Origin of the sequence: Brevibacillus humidisoli, from assembly GCF_020923435.1 — a bacterium.
GTDB classification, from domain to species: domain Bacteria; phylum Bacillota; class Bacilli; order Brevibacillales; family Brevibacillaceae; genus Brevibacillus_E; species Brevibacillus_E humidisoli.
Window position 1 is genome coordinate 239,677 of record NZ_CP087263.1, and the last position, 24,541, is coordinate 264,217.

Below are 24,541 nucleotides of genomic sequence, written 5' to 3' on the forward strand. Positions count from 1 at the left end.
ATGTTTACCGGGATCATCGAAGAAGTGGGCCGGATTGCCCGGATTGATGTCGGCAGCAAATCCGGTACACTGCTGATCGAGGCAAGGGAAGTGCTGCAGGATGTACACTTGGGCGACAGCATCGCCGTAAACGGCGTCTGTCTGACCGTTACGTCATACACAGCGAGTGGTTTTACGGCTGATGTGATGCCGGAAACGCTGAGAAATACCAACTTGGGCTCGCTTAAGCGAGGAGATGGGGTGAATCTGGAGCGGGCGATGGCCATGGGAGATCGATTTGGCGGCCATATCGTCTCTGGCCACGTTGATGGCACTGGTCTGATTGCCTCTCGTGAGTCTTACGCTAATGCGATTCTGTTTAGGATCAAGACTGAGGCCGACCTGCTTCGCTACATGGTACCGCGGGGTTCGGTGGCTGTTGACGGAATCAGCCTGACGATTACAGATGTGACAGCAGAAGGCTTTTCTCTATCCATTATTCCTCACACTCTGTCCCACACCAATCTACAGGGGAAACAGGCAGGCGATACGGTTAACCTGGAATGCGACATGATCGCCAAGTACGTGAATCGGCTGATTGACTGGCAGCAGGGAGAAAAAAAACCACCAGGCAAGTCAGGGATGAATGTTGACTTCTTACGCCAGCACGGTTTTGTATAAAAGGCAGCAGAGGGAAGGCTGAGGAGGGAACCAAGGTGTTGCATACGATCGAAGAAGCAATCGAGGACTTGAAACGAGGAAAACCGGTTATTGTGGTCGACGATGAAGACCGTGAAAACGAAGGCGACTTTGTCGCGCTAGCTGAAACCGCTACTCCTGAAGTAATCAATTTTATGATTACTCATGGGCGAGGACTTGTCTGTGTACCGATCACCGAGGAACGGGCACAGGCACTCAACCTGAAGCCGATGGTAGACGTAAACACTGACCGGCAAGGCACCGCCTTTACCGTTTCCATCGACGAAATCGGAACCACAACCGGTATCTCCGCGCACGAACGTTCGGCGACGATTCGCGCGATGCTGGATGAGCGGATGGGACCGGAGCACTTTCGGCGACCTGGGCATATTTTTCCGCTGATTGCCAAAAAGGGCGGGGTACTGCGTCGCGCCGGACATACAGAGGCGGCTGTCGATTTGGCCCGGTTGGCGGGAAGCTATCCGGCTGGGGTGATTTGTGAGATCATCAATGAGGACGGCAGCATGGCCCGACTGCCGGAGTTGGTGAAAGTAGCAGAACGCTTTGACCTGAAACTGATCTCAATCGAGGAGCTGATTCGCTACCGTACCAAGACGGAATGTCTGGTGAAGCGGGAGGTGGCGGTGGAGTTGCCCAGTGAATACGGACGGTTTACGGTCTCGGCTTACACCAACGAAGTGGACGATAAGGAGCATCTCGCTCTGATCAAGGGGGAGATTACACCAGATGAGCCGGTGCTGGTTCGGGTGCATTCCGAATGTTTGACCGGAGACGTATTCGGCTCATATCGTTGCGACTGCGGTCCGCAACTTCATGCTGCTCTGCGGCAGATCGAAGAGGCGGGCAGAGGAGTGCTGCTCTACATGCGGCAGGAAGGCAGGGGCATCGGACTGCTCAACAAACTGCGAGCGTACAAGCTGCAAGAAGAGGGCTACGATACGGTGGAAGCCAATGAGAAGCTGGGCTTCCCTGCCGATCTGCGCGATTATGGCATTGGGGCACAAATCCTGCGCGATATCGGGGTGAGAAAGATCCTACTGATGACTAACAACCCGAAGAAGATTCGCGGGCTGAGCGGGTACGGGCTGGAAGTGGTAGAGCGGGTACCGATTCAGATGGAAAGTCATCCGCAAAATGAACGTTATCTCAAAACCAAACACGACAAGCTGGGCCATCTGCTTAGCTTTACCAAGGAGTGAGCGATATGCGTATGTATGAAGGACATCTCGTAGGAACAGGACTCTCAATCGGCATCGTGGCCGGACGTTTTAATGAGTTCATCGTCGGCAAACTGGTCAGCGGCGCTCTCGACGCATTGAAACGACATGGTGTAGACGAGAAAAATATTGAGCTCGCCTGGGTACCAGGTGCTTTTGAGATTCCGCTGATCACCAAAAAAATGGCGGAGTCCGGCAGATACGACGCTGTGATTACGCTGGGTGCCGTGATTCGTGGCTCGACACCGCACTTTGATTACGTGTGCAACGAATGCGCCAAAGGGGTAGCTTCTGTCGGTTTATCGTCTGGAGTGCCGACCATCTTCGGAGTGTTGACGACCGACAGTATCGAGCAGGCGATTGAACGAGCTGGCACCAAAGCAGGCAACAAAGGCTGGGAGGCTGCAACGGCAGCCATCGAGATGGCCAACCTGAGCAGACAAGTTTCCTCCTAGAGGTTGTTTGGTTTGATCGTCATCAGAGGAGGAGAAACAGGGAAACATAAGCAGTGACAAGGTCGACAAAGGCTGTGCTCGGACGCAGGTCGACAGAACCAACAGCCCGATGAGGAAGTGATCCGATGAAAGAACGTCATTCCCGTCATGAACAGGATAGGAGGTTGCAAGCAGGGACGGTAGTGCCCCTGCGTGTCGCCCGGAAAGCGCCGTTTGGCTATTTTGTGACCAACGGGGATATCGATGTGCTGCTCCACCAGAACGAAGTCACGTCTCAGCCCAAAGAAGGAGACGTGGTAGATGTATTTCTCTACCGCGATCAGGAAAACAGGCTGGCTGCTACCATGCGTATGCCTCATGTACGCGAAGGAGAGTACGGTTGGCTGGAGGTGGTTAATGTCGTTCCAAAACTTGGCGTATTTTTGGACAACGGCATGGCCAAAGACTTGCTGCTTTCCATCGATGACCTGCCAAAGCGGCAGCAGGAGTGGCCAGAAGAGGGGGACAAGGTGCTGGTTACACTCAGCCGTGACAAACGTGACCGTTTGCTTGCCAAACCTGCTGATGACCAGATCATCTTGACGATAGCACGTCCAGCCAGTCCAGAGATGAGGGGGCGCTGGGTTGAGGGCACCGTATACAATCTGATTGCCGAGGGAGCGTTTGTCTTTACCGAAACAGAACATGTGATGTTCATTCATCGTGACGAGATGCCCAGACCGCTGAGGATCGGAGCAGACGTGTACGCGCGGATCACCTACGTGCGGGAGGATGGACGGATCAACGGTTCACTGCGCGCTCCCAAGGAACAGCAATTCAAAGAAGATGCCGATCGCTTGCTGGCATACATGATGAAACGGGATGGTACGATGCCGTACACGGATGAGTCATCACCGGAAGTGATCAGAGAAACTTTTGGCCTTAGCAAAGCGGCGTTTAAACGGGCGATCGGACGTCTGCTAAAGCAGGGACTGATCGAGCAGAGCGAAGGGCGGACGAGGCTTCGCAACGAGGGACGCGAAGCAGGTCGTGCCGACTAGCCGCAATACTGGTTTTGCCGCTTTACAAAAAGTTGTCCGGAAAGATCGGGCAGCTTTTTTTGTCCCCACCGAAGATTGTCTGGAAAATTTGTTGAAACGTTTTTTCCCCTTCCCCAGTCCAAAGGTGTAGAACGACCACATAAATGCGATTGGGAGTGAGATGGATGAAACAATGGAAAACAGCGCTGCTCTTGTCTAGCGCCTTGATAAGTGTCTCGGTGGGGGCTGCTTTTGCTCAATCAGAAGTAGCGGAACGTACAGTGCTGCAACCCCCTGCCCAACAAATCGTCGATTCTCAGGAACCGGCAGTAGGAACAGACGATGAACAGGCAGAAAAAGTTGATGTCCAAATAGATGCCGTGACGAATGGTGTCAACAAAATCACCTTAACAAGCGAGCCGAAGGCGAATGCCGGCTATCAGATGATCATCCGGGAGATCATCTTCAACGATGATGGCACAGCTAACGTCTACTATGAGCTGATTGCCCCGCAGCCTGATACATTACATGCACAAGTCATTACGGAAGCAAAAGCGGTCACGTACTTGCCTGCTGATTATAAACCGGTAGTTGAATCAATCAGCAACAAAAAAGTGGGGAACGATGATACTTGGACCACCGAGGACGAGGCGGCAAGCAATATCGATGGCAATGTCACAGAGGTAAAGCTGATTCAACCTCAGGAAGGAGCAACAAGCGAGGCAAAACGCTTGGCGACGATACTCGTCGAGAAGCCGGAGCGGACAGACAGCTACGACAAAATCGTGCTGACCATTACGGAGGAGACGAAACTAGTCAAACAACAAGGGGATGTCTATGTGCCGGCCGCCCTGGAGGACATAAAAAAAGGTGTCTCCGTAAAAGCAGTAGTGACAGGACCGTTTGCGTTATCGTACCCGGCTCAAGCGGCAGCGGATAAAATCCTGATTGTGGAATAAGCGATCTGCTTTGGTTATGTAATCGAAAGGCCCGGGAGAGCCCCGGGCCTTTTTGCATGATTATGCTTGCAGCGGCAAACTTTTGTTTTTCCGCGATTTATAGATGGAGATTCCGAAGGTAGCCGCCAGCAGCGCAAAACCGATCAAGTCGGTCGTTCCCCCGGGTACGATCGCCAGGACACCACCAATAACGGAAATGATCCGTTCAAGCGGATTGAGCGGTGACATCCAGTAGCCGATCAGTCCCGCTCCTACACCGATCATTCCGATCAGGGAGGTAATCATCACCAGGAGTGCCCCGTACCAAGTGGTGTTGATCAAAAGCAGGGCTGGTGACAGGACAAAAATATAAGGAGCCATAAACGCGGCGATCGACAACCGGGTCGACTCTACACCGGTCATAATCGGTTTTGACTTGGCAATCCCCGATGCGGCAAACGCAGCCAGACAGACCGGAGGCGTGATGTCGGCCACAATCCCGAAGTAGAAGGTAAACATGTGTGCCGAGAGATCAGGCACATTCATCTGGATCAGCGCCGGAGCCGCTATTGTCGAGGTGATGATATAGTTGGCAGTTGTCGGTGTTCCCATCCCGAGAATCAACGACGCAATCATCGTAAAGAACAGCGTCAGGATCAGAATGCCGCCGGACAAGTCGATCAGACCGTTGGCCAGCTTAAGTCCGATTCCGGTGAGGGTTACTGTGCCGACGATAATCCCGGCGCAAGCGGTTGCCGCAACGACGCCAAGCGCCATGCGGGCCCCGGATGCCAGCGCTTCCATGATGTCGCGAATCGACATCCGCGTCTCCCGACGGAATGCGCCGACGACCACAGTTGAGATAATCCCGATGATGGCCGCCCGTTCTGCGGAGTAGCCTGCAGCTAGGACGCCGATAATCACAAAGATCGGCAGCAGCAGGTAAATCTTTTTCAAGACTTCCCATTTGTCCGGCACTTCTTCTTTTGGCAGCCCGCGCAGTCCCAGACGCTTCGCTTCCAAGTGAACCATAATCCAAACACCGGCGAAGAAGAGGATCGCCGGCAGGGCTGCTGCTTTCGCTACATCCCAGTAGTTCATGCCAAGGAATTCCGCCATCAGGAACGCTGCCGCTCCCATGATCGGGGGCATGATCTGACCGCCAGTGGAGGCGGAAGCTTCCACCGCACCGGCAAACTCGTTGCGGTAGCCTAATCGCTTCATCATCGGAATGGTAAAAGAACCGGATGTAACTACGTTGGCCACCGAACTGCCGCTGATTGTGCCCTGCAGCGCACTGGAGAAAACGGCCACTTTGGCTGGACCGCCGATCCTGCGCCCAGCGATGACCAAGGCCAAATCATTGAAATACTGGCCGACACCCGTCTTTTCCAAAAAGGCACCGAACAAGATAAACAAGAAAATAAAGGTGGACGAGACATAGATCGGTGTCCCGAATATCCCTTCTAGGGTAAAGAAAGAGTGACCGATGATCCGGTCGAGGTCTTTGCCGCTGTGCTCCAGGAACCCGGGCATGTACGGGCCTAGATACGAGTACAGCAAAAACAGCGAGGCAATGATGGTGATCGGCCATCCGACCACACGCCGGGCCGCTTCGATTACCAGCAGGATGCCGATGCCGCCGATGATCAGGTCAAGTTCCGTGTAGCGGCCTGTCCGCAGCACCAATCCGTCATAATCGTACACCCAGTACAGCGGGATCAGAAAGGCGACGATGCTGAGCAGGATTCCTCCGATCCCGATTTTCGTTTTATCGCTTTTGCTCCGGGCAGGATACAGGAGGTATATCAAACCCAGGCCAAAGGCCAGGTGGATCGGGCGATGGATTTGTGGAGGTACCGTAAAGAAATAAGAGCTGACCAACTGGTAAAGAGAAAAGAGGACGAGCAGGCCGAAGCTGATCTTCAGCAGAGGACCACGAAACGTGCGGTAGGCCGACTCTTTGTCGAACTTGGCCATCATCTCGTTCAGCTCTGCTTGTTGTGCGTTAGGTGTGCTCACGATGTACTACCCTCCAATCTGTCGATGATCGAACGCTTTTCCACCCGGATCGTAATCGATGAACCTGGTCGATCCAGCGTGCGCAGCGGTATTTCTTCTCCTTGAAAAAGCAGGGTGTGGTTGGCACGTACCTGTCCGATGTAGAGACGGATCTCTGGAAACAGACGGTGCATGTTCTCAACGTAAAAGGTTCCGTTCCGGTTAACCAATTGTTCACCAGGGGCAAGCTGGTTGTTCATGCCAATGCCGTAGTCTTCAAACGACATCTGGTACTCCACCAATTCGCTCCCTTCGACGCGAAAAAACTCCACGACGGGTGTTCGGTGAATGGAGTGAATCCAGCGAATGCCGAAAGATAGACCGTTGTCAACAGGGGTTTCCCACAGCAGCCGCCCTGTCTGGGAGTCCCGAATGACCAAAGCATCGTCAAATGGAAACATTGCCAGAATAATACAAAAAATCAAGGCCAGGATGAAGGAGAAAAGGCGGACATTCATCCGCCCTTTCCGGTTTATTCCAAACCTGTTGCTCATTTGCCCCATCTTGCAGGATTACTTTACGCCTTTTTCGTCGTAGTATTTCTGCGCGCCAGGGTGAACCGGCAAACTGATTCCTTGCAGTGCATTTTCAGCCTTGATTGCTTCTTTCTTCGCAGGCAGTTTGTCCGTATTCTCAAAGATCGCCTTTGTTGCTTTGTATACCAGATCTTCGCTCAGATCGCTTTTCACGACCAGGATCGCTCGTACGGAAACTGTTTTCACATCATCCGGCACCGTTTGATAGGTGTTGCCCGGGATAGTCTCCTCGACGTAGTACGGATACTTTTCAATCAGCGATGCGATCTTGTCAGCGTCAAGCGGGATTACTTTAACTCCCTTGGTAGCAGCCAGCTCAGTGATGGCGGCTGTTGGCGCACCTGCCGTTTGGAAAGCGGCGTCCAATTGGCCGTCCTGAATCGCTTTGGAAGAGTCAGAGAACGAGAGACGCTGCAGCTCCAGATCTTCGAAGGTCATGCCGTACGCTTCCAGGATTTGTTGAGCGTTGGCTTCCGTACCGCTCCCGGGAGAACCTACAGAAACGCGTTTTCCTTTCAGGTCGGCAACGCTGTTGATGTTGCTGTCAGCAGCCACCACGATCTGTACGGTTTCGTTATACAATGCGCCAAGTGCCTGGAAGTTCTCGATTTTGCCGTCTTCCTGGAACATGTTGACGCCTTTGCTGGCATAGTCGGCAATGTCACCTTGCACAAACGCGATGTGGGCATCCCCGTCTTTGATCAGGCGCATGTTCTCAGCGGAAGCACCAGTTACTTCAGCCGTAGTGGCGATACCAGTCGCTTCTTTGATTTGCTCTGCCATCGCGCCGCCGAGCGGATAGTACGTACCGCCTGTACCACCAGTTGCGATTACCATCTGCGACGGATCGCCGCTTCCGGCGTTGCCGCCCTCGCCACCGCCGGCGTTGCCGCCGCCGTTACCACTGCCGCAAGCAGCGAGCAGAGCCATGCTGGCCATCACGATGGATGCTAACATCAGTTTTGCTTTTTTCAAGATAAGCCCCCCTTTTTTTCTTTAAGCGGTTCCTCAAGAGCATAAAGAAACCATTCTGAAATATATGATACGAGTTTCTCATGTAAACCTACAGAAACCTACAAAAAGTTAAAAGAAAAAGATAAGGGAAGCAGATGAGGACAGGCGACGGGAATGTGGTATGATGAATGTATTGATCGACAAAGGAGGAACACAAGGCGTGCAGGGGAAGCCGATCAGAAACCCGTGGCAGTTGATGTACCGGGTATACCGCCACGTCAACCCTCAATTGGAGAGGGATTTTTCAGCTTGGTATCGTCGGGCTGAACAGATGCCCGACCCCGAACTGAGAAAGCAGGCACTGGCCAGTATGAATACAAAAAAGTTCCATTGCCAAGGAGGAGCCGTCTACGCAGCCCAGGCGATTCCACATGTACATAACCTGGTTCCGCTGATTGTGGCTTACCAGACGATCAGCGACTATCTGGATAATCTGTGCGACCGAAGCACCTCACTGGACCCGGCAGATTTTCGACAGCTTCATCTGTCGATGCAGGACGCCCTTACGCCAGGGGCACCACTGCGGGATTATTATAGCTATCGAGAGCAAAAAGATGACGGAGGATTTTTGGCTGACCTCGTTCGAAGCTGTCAGGAAAAGGTGGCGTCTCTTCCGTCTTATCCGATCGTGCAGGAACGCGTGCTGGAACTCTCCCGTTTGTACAGTGATTTACAGGTCTACAAGCACATCGCTCACGATCAGCGGGAGGCGAAACTGCTCGCCTGGTGGGAGCAGTACCGTCCTATGTATCCTCAGCTGCACTGGCAGGAATTCGCGGCGGTGACCGGCTCTACGATTGGCATTTTTGCGTTGTTCTGTCTCGCTACTCAGCCCGAGCTGCCGAAGAGCCAGGCGCAGGCCATCGACTCTGCTTATTTTCCGTGGATCTGCGGCTTGCACATCCTGCTCGATTACTTGATCGATTTGGAAGAAGATCGTGTCGGGGGCGATCTTAACTTTGTCAGCTACTATCAGAGCCAAGAGGAAGCTATCGAGCGACTGCAGTATTTTTTGGATCAGGCGACAGTGAGTGTTCACGATCTGCCCAATCCGGTGTTCCATCGTCTGATCGTCAATGGACTGGTTGCTTTTTACCTGGTCGATCGCAAGGTGAATCGCGATCAGCCGCAAATCTATACCATCGCCAAACAGTTGATGAAACGAGCCAACAGCATGGCAACCTTCTTTTTCTACTTAAACAGCCTGCTCGTCCGGCGTTAGCGCTGATGTTTCTTTTTGTAGCGAAATCCTCCACCCATGAGCAGTGTGGCAGCCAACAGAGAGAGGACAATACCGGCAGTGCTTCGTTCGCCGATGGAAATCCCGACTCCGATCAAACTGGCGGCCACACCAATGGCGAATCCGAGGGTAACGACTTGATAGCGGGTCATGGTTTCTACCTCCTTGCATGCACTGTCCTCATTATAGCCGATTCACGGGCTGGACAGTGCTTTTTCTTTGAAAATGTGGCGTAGAATGTAACGAACTACGGTGGTTCGGCATCCAAATCAGTAGGCAGGGGATAAAGAACAAGCTCGTCGCACAAAGTACCGAGAGAGGAGAGTGGAGAGCAGGATGAAGTGGCTGCATGTGCTGGCAGGCGGATTGTTGCTGATGCAGACAGGTTGCGACCTGCCATGGCAACTGGGGGTAGGCGGAGATAAACCGTCGTCAGCAGAAATTCCCTACCAGGAGGAAATCGTCGCCGGGCGGCTGCACGTTCCGTGGGAACTGGTTGCTGCTCCTGACGGGCGTCTCTTCTTTACCGAACGGCCCGGTACGATTCGCGTGATTCAGGATGGCAGAGTGCTGGAAGAAGCGCTCATTTCGTTTCCGGCTCCGTTTCTCAGCGAGGGCGAAGGAGGCCTGCTAGGGTTAGCTCTCGACCCGGACTTCGCCGATAATCACTATATGTACGCCTATCATTCCTATCGGCAAGGAGATGAGGTGAAAAACCGGGTGATTCGGCTGAAAGAAGCAGGAAACAAGGTGCAAGTCGATCATGTGCTGCTGGACGACATCCCCGGTAATCTGTTTCACAACGGCGGCAGGATCAAAATCGGACCGGACGGCTATCTCTACATCACTACTGGAGATGCGCAGGTTCCTGATCTGGCGCAAGATCCGTCCAGTCTGGCCGGAAAAATCCTGCGTATTGCTCTCGATGGAGAGATCCCCAGGGACAATCCGTTCCCTGGTTCCCCTGTTTACAGTTTGGGCCATCGCAACCCACAAGGATTGGCCTGGCATCCGCAGACCGGAGAGCTGTACAGTTCCGAGCACGGGCAGTCGGCTCATGACGAGTTGAACCGGATCGTACCGGGGGCTAACTACGGCTGGCCGCTGATCGAGGGAGCAGGACGTGCTCGGCAGCTGCAAGCTCCGCTCGTACAGAGCGGCACCGAGACCTGGGCGCCATCGGGCATGACGTTTGTCACACAGGGGGAGTGGCAGGGACGGTTGCTGCTGGCTAACTTGCGGGGGCAGCAGGTGCTGGCTGTAGACGTGGAGGATATGACCGTTCAGCCGATTCTGCACGGGCGGTACGGAAGGATCCGAACGGTTTTCGAAGCGGCTGACGGGTCGCTGTATCTGCTGACCAACAATCACGACGGACGTGGGCGACCAGCCGGAGATGACGACCGCATCATCCGTTTGCGTCCGCCAACGAGCAAATAGGAGCATAGTGAGTTAATTAAGCGGAAGCGAATGCGTTTCCGCTTGTTTCACATGGGCGGGAGGAGCGGACCAGATCCGCTTTTTGCCGATGAAGCCGACTGTACCGATCAGCACGATCAAGACACCCGTCAGCTGAAACATGACGGCAGGTCCCAGCAGGCTGACCAAACCGCCTCCGATCAGGGGAGCTATGATAAAAATGGCGCTTCTGACTGATTCGATAATCCCGTAGATGCGGCCGATTGCCTCTTTGGGCGTTTCCGTCTGCACGAGGTAGGTAAATCCGGCAAACAACATCCCATTGCCGATTCCTCCAGCAAAGGCGATCGTCAGCGGCCAAATGATCGGGGTCCCTGCTGTATACAGCCCGACGGAGAGAAACATAAGGCCCAGCAGCACGGTACCGCCGGCGATCGGCCAACTGTACGAGCGCAGACGCTTGCGTCTGTTGATGGCAAAGAGGCTGAGAAACGATCCGATTCCTATGGCAGATACGCACCAACCGGTCAATTCCGGTTGATCGGGAGCCGCCTCCCGGAAGATAATCGGCAGTTGGATATCGATCATTTCCACAGCGGCAAAAGCAACCATCGTAAACAGAAAGCTGCCCAGCAGCATCCGACTGGTCGCGAGGATCCTCCATCCCTCTCTCCAGGCACCTTGCATCTGCACAGGGGCTTGATTTTCTCCATCAGACTCCGGCTGTCCCGCTGATTCACTTTCAGGCGCCACAGAGAGCAGCAGCAGGGCTGAGATGAAGAAGCTAGCTGCATTGATGATCAGACAGAGTTGCACCGAGGCAAATGTTAATACGACCGATCCGATCAACGGCCCCAGCACTTTGGAAAGCTGAAAGACAGAGCCGAGCCAAGTCGTAGCCTCCAGCAGTTTTTCCTCGGGAACGATATGGCGAATCAGCGCCTGCTGGGCTGGTTCGTGAAACAAGCTGGCGGCAGAGCGGCACAGCAGCAGCGGCAGGGCCAACAGCGGGCTGTCAGCAGCGAGCAGCGCGACGGTAAGGACTCCGCAGATCAGATCGGCCCCAATCATCAACGGGAGCTTGCGATAGCGATCAGCCAGTACCCCGGCGTGTTGGCCAGCCAGTATGCCGGGGATGGCGTAGGCCACCGGCACCAGACTCATCATGATGGGGTCAGCCTGCCAGACGTAGCCGAACAGGATCATCATCGCGACGAAGTCAAACCAGTCGCCAAACGTAGATAAACTGTATGAGACGAACATCCGGGCAAATACACGATTGCTCCAAAGTGACGCATCGGCTTGCTGCAGCATAATAAATCCCCCTATCCGGTACTACTTGCAGGATAGCGGGGAAATGTCAGAAGAATATCAGAGATAGGCATGCAACTCGCGCCTGATTTTTTGTTCCAAATCGAAAAAGCGGTACGTTACCTTCAACTCGTTCCACAGTGCGGTATATGCGGAGAGCAGCGGAGGGTCGTGATGGTATTGTTCCAAAAAGAACAACAGGCTGCGTACAGATTGAATCAGATGAGGGGCAAACCGTGAAAAACGCAGTGTGTTCAGTCCTTCATCGATATGGGACACAGCCGCTGCGCGTGCTCCGCGCTGTAACAGGATCATGCCTTTGAGCACGGCGTGAGTCCCCTGCTCGCGCAGATAGGGCACACGGGCAAGCCGCTCGTCAACCTGCTGCTGTGCCTTGTCTAGCAGGGACTGATTGTTCGTGATCAAGCCGTACTTCAGTTCATTGGCGAGCACGAACAGATAGTGGCAGATATCCTCATCGGTTGTTGCCAACTGTTTCTTGAGCGCTTCAATCCCCTGCTTTGCCTGCTCCAGGCGACCGAGGAACAAGTACAAGCTCACCAATTCGGTTTTGAGGTCGTGCTGCCAGCCGGCGGATAGTTTTCCCGACTGAAGGGCCCGTTGATAGTAGTACAGCGTTTTTTCATGATCAGATTGGACATAGCTGTACAAAATCAGCAAGTAGGGAAGCTTCTCCTCCCAAAAGGAAAGAGATTGATTGTCGACGATCCAGTGAAACTTTCCGCTGACAAACCGCACGTACACCTCATAAAACCGATCCATTTTAATTCCCAGAACGTCCTGGTGAGCCGCAATGGTCAGCATAGCACTGCCCATCCCGTACAAGTGGTACTTTCCAATCAGCTTGCGGAAGCCTTCCACAAATTCTTGATCGTGCTGAGCCAGACCGTAAAAGGACGGCTCTGTGTTCAATCTGAGTCGATACCCCTGCCCTCTAACCGTCTCGATCATCATCGAATGACTCCAATGACGGAGCCTTTTGCGCAGACGGTAGATATGATCGTCTATGGTTCGATCCGTGGGGTGCTCTGAGGGCCATACGGCATCGAGCAGCTGTTCGCGAGAAAGCGTCCGATCCGGATGGTTCAACAGATAAGCGAACAAGGCGTATTCTTTCGGGAGTAGGGTGACAGATTCACCGGCCAGTGAAACCGTTAATGTACCGTCGTCCAGGTGAAAACTAGCCACATCTCTCAGCCTCCCGTCTCATCAGTGCTGTTGATCAAGAGTCCGTATTTGCGCATTTTGTTGTAGAGGGTGCCGCGGGAGATGCCCAGCAGTTGGGCAGCCGCTTTTTTGTTGCCGTAGGTTCGATCAAGTGCTGCGATGATGCGCGTTCGTTCGTCAGCAGTAGACAGGGCAGCCGCATCGTGAAAGAGAGAAGCAACGGTTGTTTCCACAGTCGTTTGTGGTCTTCTGCCTGTCTCTGCGGTGTACCCGTTTGACAGCGGCAGAGAACGGGAGTGGGACAAGATCTGGCTCGGCAGGTGTTCCGGCAGGATCACGCCGTTTTCCTGCAGAATGGAGAGGCGCTCCATAATGTTGCGCAGTTCACGAACGTTTCCGGGCCAGGGGTAGCTGAGCAGTGCCTGCATCACCTCTGTTGCGATGCGCGGCACTGGCTGTCCATGGGCGGCTGAATACTCCTGCAAAAAGAGCTGGACCAACTCGGAGATATCTTCCCTGCGCTGTCTGAGCGGCGGGATTTCCAGGGAAAAGACATTTAACCGGTAGTAGAGATCCTCACGAAAGCGTCCGTCTGCCACCATCTGTTCCAACTGCCGGTTGGTGGCCGCCACGATACGGGTATTCACCGTGATCGGGTCGGTTCCGCCGACACGGTAAAACTGCCGTTCCTGCAGTGCCCGCAGCAGCTTCACCTGCAGTTCAAGAGGCAGTTCGCCAATCTCGTCCAGAAACAGCGTCCCACCGTCTGAAAGTTCCAGTTTTCCTGGTTTTCCCCGCTTCTCAGCCCCCGTAAAAGCACCGCCCTGATAGCCGAACAGCTCGCTTTCGAACAGAGCAGCCGGAATCGCGCCGCAGTTAATCGCGATGAACGGTTTGTCGTGCCGTCGGCTTGACTGGTGAATCGCTCGGGCGAACAACTCCTTGCCCACGCCGCTTTCACCATACAGCAGCACCGTCGCATCCGTCTGCGCCACTTTGCGGGCGATCTGAATCGTTGTCTGCAACGGAGCGGAGAGACCTTTGATCGTGTAAAAGGGATCGTCAGCAGCTTGATAACGATTCATCTCCTGCTGCAGGTGATGCAGGTTGGTTGTGGCATTTTCCAATTCTTCATTTAACCGCACCAACTCCGTGATATCCTGCTCAATCGAGATCGCCCCGATGATCGTCTCTTGGCGGCGAATGGCCGAGGAGTTGATCAAGACATGGGTGTCGGGCCGGGGGATGTGATACACACGCCGCACCGTCGTGCCGTTGGCAAGTGCGTCCTTCAACCGGATCGATTCGCTGGCGAAGTGCCGATCAAGTGGCGTGCCGACCACTTCTTCGCGAGAGATCTCATAGATGGTTTCTGCCGCACGGTTCCAGTAGACCACTTGATTCTCGCTGTCTACAATCGTTGTCGCCTCGCTCATCGTGTCCAGCAGTGTGTCCAGCAACACCGATTGATTATTTGCTGCTTCTGCGACCACGGCGAGCAGGTGAGGGACTGGGATCAGCCCGCTCTCACCGGCAGGGTTTTCGGCAAGCAGAGCACCAGGCCAGAGGGAGGGGGATTCTGTTGGTTGACCGTTTGATCGCTGCGTGAACGTTACCAATTGATTGAATGCTTCGATCAACGGAATCTCGCCGCTAATAATCAATACGTCTGTGGCCCCTCCGTCAGGTGTAGACACACGACTGAGCGGGCTGCTGCGTATGATAACAGCATCTGCGGGGAGCGGTGCAGCCAACGAATCCAGCCGATGATACAGGGAGAATAATGGTTTCAAATGATCACATCCTAAGAAATAAGACTCATGTCTGATGTATTTACTCATAAGTGTACTTCATTAGACACAATTCTGTACATATGTGTTTATTCATTGAGCAGATGGTATCGTTATTTCCGGGAAAATGTGAGACAAGCAACTTGGCACAGTTTGTGCTTGGTTAGATGTCACACAGATGTTACGAGGAGGAGAAGCGGACTGATGGAACAATTGTTGAAAAATTTTTTCCTGTTCCTTTCGAAAAACAAAACGTTAAATGCAGCGGCAAAGAAATGGGGACTTCGCTTTGGGGCAAGTCGAGTGGTTGCCGGAGAAACGATCGCTGAAGCGATTCAGACCGTACGCGACTTAAACCAGAAGGGGCTGCTCTGTACGCTCGATCACCTGGGTGAATTCGTGTTTAGTGTGGAGGAAGCCAACGAATCAGCAGATTACTGCATTCGCACGCTGGAGTCGATTCATACCTCTGGTGTCAACTGCAACCTCTCATTGAAAATGACCCAGCTAGGACTGGACATTAGCCGAGAGCTCTGCATGGACAACATGCGGCGTATTCTCGATGCGGCCAAGCGCTATGGCAATAACTTTGTGCGGATCGATATGGAGGATTATGCGCACAACGAGGTAACCCTGGAGATCCTGGAGGAACTGCTGCGCGACTACGATAATGTAGGCACGGTGATTCAAGCTTATCTCTACAAGGCGTCCGACGACATCGAACGATTGAAAGAAAAGCGGGTGAACCTGCGTCTGGTAAAAGGGGCGTACAAGGAGCCGCCGGAGGTAGCCTATCCGGAGAAGGCAGATGTCGATGAGAATTACAAGAAGATCATCAAACAGCACCTGCTCAACGGCAACTATGCCGCTATCGCCACGCATGACGACAACATCATCAACTATGTCAAGCAGTTGGAGAAAGAGTATGATATCCCGCGTGATCGGTTTGAATTCCAGATGCTGTACGGGATTCGGGCGCAGTCACAGGTGGAACTGGCAAACGAAGGATACCGGATGCGTGTCTATGTTCCGTATGGCAACGATTGGTACGGTTACTTTATGCGTCGTCTCGCAGAACGGCCAGCTAACGTCGCTTTTGTGCTGAAGGGATTGTTCAGCAAATAATGGTACGAACTGTGTAAGTGTAATCAAGCGGTCCACTACCGAGCAAGAAAAGTGCCGGTAGTGGGCTGTTTTTCATTTGCGGTGGAGGGTTTGGCTTCGGTGGTCGGTTAAAGGAGAGCAGATGATATTTCCTCTTCCCTTCTGTAAGTGGTACACTTGAGACAATGTGATCTTTGTACGCCATGTTATGTGTCTCTGTTCAGTGTGGGGACAAGTACCGTATATGGAGGGATGTCATGAGAACGATATTGTGGCTTGTGCTCGGCCTCAGTATGATGTGGGCACTGCCGGGCTTTGCCAGCGCCTCAGCAGGAGCCCCCGTTCACTGGGCGGCAGATGCCGCTGCCGTGATGCAGGCGATCGGTGCAGAAATCCCCGAGGGATCGTTGGACAAGCCGATTGAAGCCGATGAGTGGGAGCGGATGGTAACCGTTGTTTTTGCTCCTGTGTTGGCAGAAAAGCACAAAGACTACCACTATTGGATTAATGCCTATACCCATCTCCAACTGCAGGACGGAAAGATCGAACGCAGATGGGCAGTAGGCGGCTTGGTCAAACTGCTCAATGCGGCTGGCAAAGCGCCAGGCTCGTTTTCGGCAAAAGAGGCGCAGTTGGACCTGGTATACGCGGATGTTGATCAGATCGGCGAGGAAAACAATGCCTTGTGGGAGGTCGCTTATCAGCTTGGATTGGTCAAGGGTTATCCCGGTGATACGTTATCCCCCAGCACTTATCTCACCTATGCGGAAGCGGCCGTGCTGCTGGATCGGGCGTTTGAACTGGTGAGTCAGCAGCGGTTTGGCTACATCTCTGCACTCTCTGGGCAACAGGGGCAATGGAGCGCTTCATTGGATGAGGCAAAATGGTTGACGGATGAACAAGCGATCAAGACAGCGATGATCGCAGACGGTCGATGTGATGCAGCGACAGAGTCCTGCACTGCTCCCAATGGTTTTTACATCCAAAATGAAAGCGAAACCTATGAACCCGTTGCCCTATCACCAGAGGCAGTGATTCTCGTCTGGGGTCCCGAGTCAGCGGATGGCAGCAAACGGGTTACGTTATCCGACTTCCAGACTAGCCTGACAGGAGAACGGTTTGCTGATGGCTTTCGCGCGCCCTACCACTTGTACCTGCACAACGGGGCAGTCGTAAAGATCGTTGAGCAGTATCTACCGTAAAAGGAGAAGGAGAACAGATGTTTTCTGCCGTTGTTGAGTTAAAACCGCCTTACTCGTTTGAACGGCTGCTCCGCAGATTGGAGACTCACCCGGATGATCAACTGCGAGTGGAGCCGGAATCCCGCATATTGAAGCGTGCGTTTCGCATCGACAACAGACCGCATGTGGTGACGCTTCGCTTTGCCGGTGACCTGGAGCAGCCGCGTATCGAAGTGGAGACGGACGCGTCGCTTTCTGCTGCCGGACAAGCAGAACTGTTAGCCACGATTCGACATATGTTCAGCGCAGACGTCGATTTGGCCCCGCTGTATGCTTGTATGACGGAAGACAAGTGGCTTCGTCCGCTAACCCAACACTTTCGCGGACTCCGTTTCCTGCTAGATCCTGACCTGTTTCAATCGATGGTGCGCACGATTATCGGGCAGCAGCTCAATCTTGCCTTTGCTGCGACGTTAGCCCGCCGCCTGCTGCAGTTGTGCGGCGATCAAGTAGTAGACCGGGACGGGCACTCGTATCTGGTCTTTCCCACCGCGGAGGCGATTGCCCGGCTGCAAGTAGAGCAACTGCGAGAACTGCAGTACAGCCAACGCAAAGCCGAGTACATCATCGACTTTGCCCGCGCAGTAGTAGATGGCAAAGTGGAGCTGGATCGACTGGAACAGATGGCGGATGAAGAAATCATCAACCACCTGACAGCGCTGCGAGGAGTGGGCCGATGGACGGTGGAGTGCCTGCTGATGTTCGGCATGGGGCGCCCGGACCTGCTCCCTGCTGCCGATATTGGCTTGCGAAATGGCATCCAGCTCGTCTACCGACTGGAGGACAAGCCGGATGAAAAGGAGATCAGGCGCATTGGCGAAAGCTGGCGTCCCTGGCGAAGTTATGTATCGCTCTATGTCTGGGAGGCAGTAGGAGCGGTAAAACGAAAGGAATCAATCATGATCCAATGATTGACGGGCCCCGTCGGCTCGTCCTTTTATTTTATGGTTTCCTCTTGACATTTTGCTTGTCAATACTATATGTTGTATTGTCGAATAATATATTGCACAATATATTGAAATTAGCTATTGTTTTTTTGGCGAAAAAATAGTTAACTTTATCTAAGAGGCGCTCTGCAAGGAAGCGGATTCGACGTAGTTTCGCCAGTAAGAAGCACCCGAGGGCACCTGGATCTGGCTTCGCAAGGAAGCGGATTCGACGTAGTTTCGCCAGTAAGAAGGAGGAAGCGATATGTTGGCAACAGAGATGAGAACCCAGTTTTTGAGCGATGATTTTATCGCACGTTACCCAGATTTTCCCTCGCATATGAATGCGTTGGGTCAGTTTGTCTATTACCGTACATACTCTCGTTTTATACCCGAAAAGGGGAGAAGAGAAACCTGGAAAGAAACATGTCGCCGTGCCGTTGATTTCAACATCAAGCTGGCCTATCAGCACATGGAGAAAATCGGCCTGGCGCCTGACATACAAGAATTAGAGAAAGAAGCGGAAGGCTTGTTTGACAACATGTTTAACCTGCGCCAGTTTTTGTCCGGCCGGACGTTGTGGGTAGGCGGAGCGGAGAATGGCGTGGCGGACAAGTATCCGTTGGCTAACTTCAACTGTTCTTTTTTGAATATCAAGTCATGGGAAGATTTGTGTGATCTGTTTTACCTGCTGCTGGTGGGAACCGGTGTCGGCTTCAAATGCACCACGGAGATGGCTCGAGCGCTCACGCCGATTCGCACCAATGTGACGCTTCTCTCTTCGGAGTACAAGCCCTTGCCCAAACACCAGCGCCTGGAACGGTCGGAGTTGAAAGTGCTGGAAAACGGCTTTGCCAAAATCTACGTGGGTGACAGCAAAGAGGGTTGGGTTGAATCGCTGCGCCTCTACTTGCAGATTCTCACCGAGAGGGAGTACGAGCACATCCATACGGTGAAAATTTCCTACAACAGCGTACGCCCTAAAGGGGAGCGGCTGATGACTTTTGGCGGAACGGCGAGCGGCCATGAACCGCTGCGCGAAATGTTTGAAGGCATCGACAAGGTGTTGAAAAACCAAATCGATCCGTACCTTGAGCCAATTGCCACAGACGAGTCCGGTTACGGTCGGGTGCGTCCCATCCACATCCTCGACATCGGCAACTTGATCGGGGCCAACGTCGTGGTCGGCGGTGTGCGTCGTACGGCAGAGATTTTCCTGTTTGGCGAAGACGACTACGAGTGCATGTTTGCCAAGTACGGCATTAACGGGATCTGGACGGAAGAACAGCTGGCCCACCACAAAAAAGTGGGAGAAATGCTGGGAGATCGCAAGCCGTCGTGGTTTGACAGCATTCAAAAAGTGGGGGACGGCCGCTTTGGATTGGATCACCGGCGGATGTCCAACAACTCGATCGTCTTCCACAACAAGCCGTCGAGAGAGTTCCTGCATCTGCTGTTTACGATGATGCGGATGGAAGGGGAGCCTGGCTTTATCAATCTGGAAGAAGCCAATCGGCGCAGACCCAATGCCGAGGGATTAAACCCCTGCGCGGAAATCCTGCTCGACTCGTATGGTGTCTGCAACCTGACGACGGTCAATCTGATGCAGTTCGTCAAGGAAAGTGCTGATGGCTCCAACTATCTGGATCTGGAAGGGCTGTTGGAAGCACAGCGCAAGTCGGCTCGTGCTGCCCTGCGGATGACGCTGGTTACGCTGGAACTTCCTCATTGGGATTTCGTGCAGCAGCGTGACCGATTGTTAGGCACATCACTGACGGGTGTAAAAGATGCGCTGGCAGCGGTTGAATACACCGAAGAGCAGGAAATCGAACTGCTAAAGGCGCTTGGCAGCGCAGCCCGTGAAGAGGCGAACCGCTATGCCTATGAACTGCGTGTCAATTCACCGCTGTTGGTGACAACTGTCAAGCCAGAGGGGACACTTTCGCAGGTAGCCGGCGGGGTATCCAGCGGACTGCACTGGTCACACTCCCCGTATTACATCCGTCGGATTCGCATCAACGCCAACGATCCGCTGGCAAAAGCGGTACAAGCTCTGGGTTGGCGTGTGCACCCGGAAGTGGGCACACCAGGGGAAACGTATGAGGAGCGGATGGCCAACGCCCGTACCTACGTGATCGACTTTCCGATCGCATCTGCGGCCAAGGAGACGAAAAACGAGGTTAGCGCCAAGCGCCAGTTTGATACCTATTTCCGCTTCCAAAAGGAATATACGGAACACAACTCCTCCAACACCATCACGGTGCGTCCCGAAGAGTGGGATGAGGTAGAACAGATCGTCTACGGTGGGTGGGACAACTTCGTTGGGGTATCGTTCCTGCAGCTGGACGGCGGAACCTATCAGCTTGCTCCGTACGAAGCCTGCACCAAGGAGCAGTACGAAGAATTGCAGGCGATCATGAAACCATTCGACCCAGCGATCCTCCAGCAATACGAAAAAGGAGAGGATTCCGACTTGTCTGATGCAGAGGCGTGCGAGGCAGGCGCCTGCCCGATTCGCTAAAACAAGACGGAACCACAGCAAGGCCCGAGGCAACTGATATGCTCCCCTTGTAGTAGACAGTTGAAATCGTAAAACCTGTTTACTACAAGGAGGAGCTTTTTTTGCAGTCTGCTAATTAGCAGCTTCCACCGTATCTTTGGTTCGTTTCTCTTCGGTTAGATTGGACAAGGCTACACCTGCGAGGATAAACAATGCTCCGACAAAAAAGCCGAGACTCAGATATTCTCCCAGCAGCAGCCAACCAAAGAACGTCCCCACGATCGGCTGAAAGAAGAAAAAGCCGGCTCCACTGCCTGCACTCATCAGTTCAAAGCCTTTATTCCACAGATAGAAGGCTCCCGCAGTGGAAACAATGCCAATGTACAAAACGCCAAGCCAGATCTTCCAGTCAAAGGTCCATTCGACAGAGGTCACAGACAACTCCCAGAACATCAGCGGACTGGAGAAAATCAGTCCGAAAAAAGAGGCGTAAGCCGTGACCACCAGTGAGGAATAGACAGTTGTTGCCCGTTTGCCCAATACCGTGTATAATCCCCAACTTAGCGCTGCTGCAAGTAAAATCAGGTTGCCGAGAAAAGAGGATGAGCTTCCGGCTGCATCAGGGATGCCAACGACAATCAGGACACCTGCTGTGGCCAGCACAATCCCAGCTAGCTGATACAGGTTTAACCGCTCGCGCAGCAGCCAGAAAGCAAACAGCACGATGAAAGCGGGCGAGGCGGAAGTAATGAGCGCTCCCATATGGGCAGTAGAGAGCTTTGTTCCGAGAAACTGTGCACCGATGGAGATCGTCGGACCGACAAACCCGATCGCCATCATCGTCGGGATGTCTTTCAGCGCGACATAGCGACCGCTGGCTACCACCATTCCGCCCAGGATCAACAGGGCAATCGCAAAGCGGATTTCCAACAGGGTAAATGGGGGGATCACGTCGAGCACTACTTTGCTGACTACGTATACACCACCCCAGATGGAAGCTGCTGCTGACAGGCATACGCTTCCCCAGATCTTGCGTTTTACTGTTTCGTTCATCTGTAGAGACCCTCCCGGTCAGGATTGTTTTGCTTGCCCAAAGGGCACAAGCATCTTCTCCTACGCCGGGGGGAATATCGTCAGCCGCCCAACTCCATTCCCATCCGGCTAGGAAAGGAGAGCGCCGGGTACGTCACACTCAAACAGCGTACGTTGCATGTTGCGTCACCTCCTCAATACGACGTGTTGGCGTATTTCCGTATCAGGGCAATCTGTCCGCCATGATGCCCCATGTGGTAGATCAGTCGCCCTATAGCTTCCCGTGGTGTCATCGTGCCGATCGGCGCTTCGGCAGGCGCATCCCACTTGTCAACCGGCAGCGAGTGCATCGCGTTTACCAGGTGGGCATTAGCCTGCTCCATAAACGGCAAAAGCTGGGTAAGATCCGTGTAGCGACCGTCGTCCTTGACAGGTCCGATGGTCTCCAGTGTTACATCTTCGGGAAGCCCCCGCCCAAAAAACATCAAGGCAAAGCGATACTCCACTTCCGCATTGTGACGTAGCAGGAAGCCAATCGAGTTGCTGCCTGGCACCAGCCGACAGGTCAGTTCATCAGAGCGCAAACCGTCTAAAGTATCCTGATAGCGACTGCGCGCCTTTTGCCAGATTGGCAATAGTTCCATAAACGGCACGCTGGATTCCCTCCCTTTCCAGTAAAAACAGAATATTCTCTTATTATAGTGGCTCCAGATGAAAAAAACATCCTGTATTATATGAATGAATACTCACTCACTATGCAGTTGATGGTATAATAGGAAGCAAGAGCAACGTGTTGAGGAAAAGGAGGACATCCGATGGAGCATGTTTTTGAGACGATCGTACGTTCAACCGAGGTCGATATGATCGGTCATTTGAACAACGCCAAGTACCTGGAGTACATGGAATGGGGCAGGGTTGACTGGATGGGTCAAGCCGGCCTGTCATTGCAAGAGATTCAAGGGCGGGGGATTCTGCCGGTTGTGGTTAACATCAATGTCAATTACCGTAAAGAGGTGCTGCTGGGTGAAAGGATAAAAGTGGTCTCCAGACCGCTTCGCTGTGGAGGCAAGAGCTTCGTGATCCGCCATGAGCTGTTTAACCAAGCGGGTGTGATGGTCTGTGATGCAGATGCGACGATGGTGATGATCGACGCTAAAACGCGCCGGGCGACTGTACCTCCGGAGGAGATTAGCAGACTCTATGCGGATCAACTATCCGTGAATCAACCATCAGTACGGTAAGAACAAAAGACGTAGTGAAAATTATCGTCTTTGCATGAGGGGAAACCGGGCGGAGAGCCGATCCGGTTTTTCTTTAATTGCTTTATAAACATTTTTATTTACAAAGTGTTGGTAATGATGGATAATAGAAATGGATTTTAGGGACGACTCATGCCCCGAACCGGCTTGATTCGATGCTGCATGAGAGAATAGAGGAGTGTGTAGCCAACATGACGAGTGCCGTGAATAGCTCCAAACGTAATATTATTTTTGCCCTGATGGTAGCTACTTTTCTAACTGCGATCGATACCACGGTAATCAGCACCGCGATGCCCGCCATCGCCCGCGACCTGGGAGGCAGCGAACTGATCTCCTGGGTCTTTTCAATCTATCTGTTGACCACTGCTGCGACAACCCCCATCTACGGCAAGCTAGCTGATTTGTTCGGGCGGAAGCGGATTTTTATCTTTGGAGCGGCCGTCTTTCTGGTGGGTTCTTTTCTCTGTGGTCTGTCCGGTTCGATGACCCAATTGATGATCTTTCGGGCCGTGCAAGGATTAGGGGCCGGGGCTGTTCAGCCGATGACCTTGACCATTATCGGTGATGTGTTTACCCAGGAAGAGCGGGCCAGGCTGATGGGGCTATTCAGTGCTATGTGGGGAGTGGCCGGAATCGTCGGCCCGTTGGTCGGCGGTTTCTTTGTCGACTACATTTCGTGGGAGTGGATCTTCTATATCAACATCCCCGTCGGGTTGGTCTCCATCATCTTGATCTACCTCTTTTTTCATGAGAAGCTGGTGTCCAGACAAGTGAGCATCGACTACGCCGGGGCTGCTTTGTTTACCCTAAGTATCGGTACGTTTCTCTACACCCTGCTGGAGGGTGGAGAGCGGAGCGGGATTGCGCTGGAGCCAGTCACGTTTGGGCTGCTCATCGGCAGTGCACTGTTGTTCCTGCTCTTTTTACGAGTGGAGAAAAAGGTGGCAGAGCCGATGCTGCCGATACAGCTCTTTAGACGCCCGCTGATCGCTGTGTCACAAATCGTTTCTTTTATTCAAGGAGCGATCCTGATCGGTTCGTCTGCCTATCTGCCGATCTGGATTCAGGATGTGCAGGGGCATTCTGCCACCTTTGCCGGATTGGCCGTGCTGCCGATGTCGCTAGGGTGGCCGATCGCTGCTTCTGTCGGTGGACGGATGCTGATCAAAGCGGGCTACAAGCTGGTGACGGTAGTGGGGATGGCGACGCTTGTGCTCGCTACCTTTTTCTTGTCGCTGCTGACGCCAGATAGTCCTGTGTGGGCGATTCCGATCGCTGTGTTTGTGTTGGGAGTGGGGTTTGGGTTTGCGACCACTTCCGTAACGATTGCGGTACAGAGCAGTGTGGCTTGGCAGCAGCGGGGGATTGTCACCGGCGCTTTGCAGTTTATGCGGACAATCGGCCAAACGGTGGGGGTTGCCCTGTTAGGTGCTGTGCTGAACTGGTACCTGGCGCAGTCCGGCAGCAGTCCACTGGCGCATGGGCTGATGGGAGTGTTTACCGTGATGATGGGCACGGCCCTGCTCGGATTTGCCCTCTCCTGGTTATTGCCTAGGGAGGCGGAGCAGGCCGAGCCGGAATCATAACCTCTA

The 24,541-nt window shown here is 53.4% G+C and carries 22 protein-coding genes; 13 read left to right on the forward strand and 9 right to left on the reverse strand.

Translation table 11 applies throughout. The features are described 5' to 3' along the window. The 5 genes from LOK74_RS01230 to LOK74_RS01250 all read left to right on the forward strand — a co-directional run bounded on the left by LOK74_RS01230 (window position 1) and on the right by LOK74_RS01250 (window position 4,349). Entirely contained in the window at window positions 1-660 is a 660-nt protein-coding gene (locus LOK74_RS01230; protein WP_230044776.1) for a riboflavin synthase, read from the forward strand. Between the two features lie 35 nt (window positions 661-695). Next, a complete protein-coding gene (locus LOK74_RS01235; RefSeq protein WP_230044778.1) occupies window positions 696-1,898 on the forward strand; it encodes a bifunctional 3,4-dihydroxy-2-butanone-4-phosphate synthase/GTP cyclohydrolase II in 1,203 nt (400 codons plus the stop codon). Window positions 1,899-1,903: 5 nt separating this feature from the next. Further along, window positions 1,904-2,371: a 6,7-dimethyl-8-ribityllumazine synthase gene (gene ribH, locus LOK74_RS01240; RefSeq protein ID WP_230044785.1), complete on the forward strand. Its 468-nt coding sequence runs from the start codon at window positions 1,904-1,906 to the stop codon at window positions 2,369-2,371. A 125-nt stretch (window positions 2,372-2,496) separates the two neighbouring features. Then, complete coding sequence (locus LOK74_RS01245) at window positions 2,497-3,411, forward strand: CvfB family protein (protein ID WP_230044787.1); 915 nt, start codon at window positions 2,497-2,499, stop codon at window positions 3,409-3,411. Window positions 3,412-3,575: 164 nt separating this feature from the next. Further along, window positions 3,576-4,349: a YobA family protein gene (locus LOK74_RS01250; protein ID WP_230044789.1), complete on the forward strand. Its 774-nt coding sequence runs from the start codon at window positions 3,576-3,578 to the stop codon at window positions 4,347-4,349. 60 nt (window positions 4,350-4,409) lie between these two features. Here LOK74_RS01250 and LOK74_RS01255 read toward each other — a convergent pair whose 3' ends face one another. Genes LOK74_RS01255 through LOK74_RS01265 form a run of 3 tightly spaced genes read right to left on the reverse strand, consistent with a single transcriptional unit; the run spans window position 4,410 to window position 7,900 of the window. Further along, window positions 4,410-6,311 carry a TRAP transporter permease gene (locus LOK74_RS01255; RefSeq protein WP_230046877.1) on the reverse strand — a complete coding sequence of 634 codons (1,902 nt, stop codon included), beginning with the start codon at window positions 6,309-6,311 and terminating at the stop codon, window positions 4,410-4,412. A 35-nt stretch (window positions 6,312-6,346) separates the two neighbouring features. Further along, a complete protein-coding gene (locus tag LOK74_RS01260; RefSeq protein ID WP_230044791.1) occupies window positions 6,347-6,883 on the reverse strand; it encodes a DUF1850 domain-containing protein in 537 nt (178 codons plus the stop codon). A gap of 18 nt (window positions 6,884-6,901) precedes the next feature. Next, complete coding sequence (locus tag LOK74_RS01265) at window positions 6,902-7,900, reverse strand: TAXI family TRAP transporter solute-binding subunit (RefSeq protein WP_230044793.1); 999 nt, start codon at window positions 7,898-7,900, stop codon at window positions 6,902-6,904. Window positions 7,901-8,063: 163 nt separating this feature from the next. Here LOK74_RS01265 and LOK74_RS01270 point away from each other — a divergent pair, with 163 nt between their 5' ends. Beyond that, window positions 8,064-9,161, forward strand: a complete 1,098-nt coding sequence (locus LOK74_RS01270; RefSeq protein ID WP_230044795.1) for a tetraprenyl-beta-curcumene synthase family protein — start codon at window positions 8,064-8,066, stop codon at window positions 9,159-9,161. Here LOK74_RS01270 and LOK74_RS01275 read toward each other — a convergent pair. Further along, the gene (locus LOK74_RS01275) at window positions 9,158-9,331 is read right to left on the reverse strand and encodes a DUF5325 family protein (protein WP_230044797.1); all 174 of its coding nucleotides are present in this window, start codon (window positions 9,329-9,331) and stop codon (window positions 9,158-9,160) included. The two genes, LOK74_RS01270 and LOK74_RS01275, sit on opposite strands and share 4 nt — an antisense overlap. A 184-nt stretch (window positions 9,332-9,515) precedes the next feature. Between LOK74_RS01275 and LOK74_RS01280 the strand changes: the two genes are divergently transcribed. Continuing rightward, window positions 9,516-10,619, forward strand: a complete 1,104-nt coding sequence (locus LOK74_RS01280) for a PQQ-dependent sugar dehydrogenase (RefSeq protein WP_230044799.1) — start codon at window positions 9,516-9,518, stop codon at window positions 10,617-10,619. Between the two features lie 12 nt (window positions 10,620-10,631). Here the strand turns inward: LOK74_RS01280 and LOK74_RS01285 are convergent, their stop codons facing one another. Genes LOK74_RS01285 through LOK74_RS01295 form a run of 3 tightly spaced genes read right to left on the reverse strand, consistent with a single transcriptional unit; the run spans window position 10,632 to window position 14,533 of the window. Then, complete coding sequence (locus tag LOK74_RS01285) at window positions 10,632-11,912, reverse strand: MFS transporter (protein WP_230044801.1); 1,281 nt, start codon at window positions 11,910-11,912, stop codon at window positions 10,632-10,634. A gap of 57 nt (window positions 11,913-11,969) precedes the next feature. Continuing rightward, entirely contained in the window at window positions 11,970-13,118 is a 1,149-nt protein-coding gene (locus tag LOK74_RS01290) for a winged helix-turn-helix domain-containing protein (RefSeq protein ID WP_230044803.1), read from the reverse strand. Between the two features lie 5 nt (window positions 13,119-13,123). Next, entirely contained in the window at window positions 13,124-14,533 is a 1,410-nt protein-coding gene (locus LOK74_RS01295; RefSeq protein ID WP_420908768.1) for a sigma-54 interaction domain-containing protein, read from the reverse strand. A gap of 558 nt (window positions 14,534-15,091) precedes the next feature. On the opposite strand from LOK74_RS01295, the gene LOK74_RS01300 reads away from it, so the two are divergent. From LOK74_RS01300 to nrdJ, 4 genes are all read left to right on the forward strand, one after another. Further along, window positions 15,092-16,012: a proline dehydrogenase family protein gene (locus tag LOK74_RS01300; protein ID WP_230044807.1), complete on the forward strand. Its 921-nt coding sequence runs from the start codon at window positions 15,092-15,094 to the stop codon at window positions 16,010-16,012. 236 nt (window positions 16,013-16,248) lie between these two features. Beyond that, window positions 16,249-17,193, forward strand: coding sequence for an S-layer homology domain-containing protein (locus LOK74_RS01305; RefSeq protein ID WP_230044809.1), 945 nt, complete (start codon window positions 16,249-16,251; stop codon window positions 17,191-17,193). Window positions 17,194-17,210: 17 nt separating this feature from the next. Next, window positions 17,211-18,143 (forward strand): DNA-3-methyladenine glycosylase family protein, encoded by a 933-nt coding sequence (locus LOK74_RS01310; protein WP_230044811.1) that lies wholly within the window; start codon window positions 17,211-17,213, stop codon window positions 18,141-18,143. A 280-nt stretch (window positions 18,144-18,423) separates the two neighbouring features. Next, window positions 18,424-20,679, forward strand: a complete 2,256-nt coding sequence (gene nrdJ, locus LOK74_RS01315) for a ribonucleoside-triphosphate reductase, adenosylcobalamin-dependent (protein WP_230044813.1) — start codon at window positions 18,424-18,426, stop codon at window positions 20,677-20,679. 111 nt (window positions 20,680-20,790) lie between these two features. Here the strand turns inward: nrdJ and LOK74_RS01320 are convergent, their stop codons facing one another. Together LOK74_RS01320 and LOK74_RS01325 are read right to left on the reverse strand one after the other, a co-directional pair. Continuing rightward, window positions 20,791-21,711, reverse strand: coding sequence for a DMT family transporter (locus LOK74_RS01320; RefSeq protein WP_230044815.1), 921 nt, complete (start codon window positions 21,709-21,711; stop codon window positions 20,791-20,793). A 173-nt stretch (window positions 21,712-21,884) separates the two neighbouring features. Further along, window positions 21,885-22,334 carry a DinB family protein gene (locus LOK74_RS01325; protein WP_230046878.1) on the reverse strand — a complete coding sequence of 150 codons (450 nt, stop codon included), beginning with the start codon at window positions 22,332-22,334 and terminating at the stop codon, window positions 21,885-21,887. Window positions 22,335-22,505: 171 nt separating this feature from the next. Between LOK74_RS01325 and LOK74_RS01330 the strand changes: the two genes are divergently transcribed. Next, complete coding sequence (locus tag LOK74_RS01330) at window positions 22,506-22,931, forward strand: acyl-CoA thioesterase (RefSeq protein WP_230044817.1); 426 nt, start codon at window positions 22,506-22,508, stop codon at window positions 22,929-22,931. Window positions 22,932-23,140: 209 nt separating this feature from the next. Next, window positions 23,141-24,535: an MDR family MFS transporter gene (locus LOK74_RS01335; RefSeq protein ID WP_230044819.1), complete on the forward strand. Its 1,395-nt coding sequence runs from the start codon at window positions 23,141-23,143 to the stop codon at window positions 24,533-24,535. Window positions 24,536-24,541 lie beyond the last annotated feature (6 nt).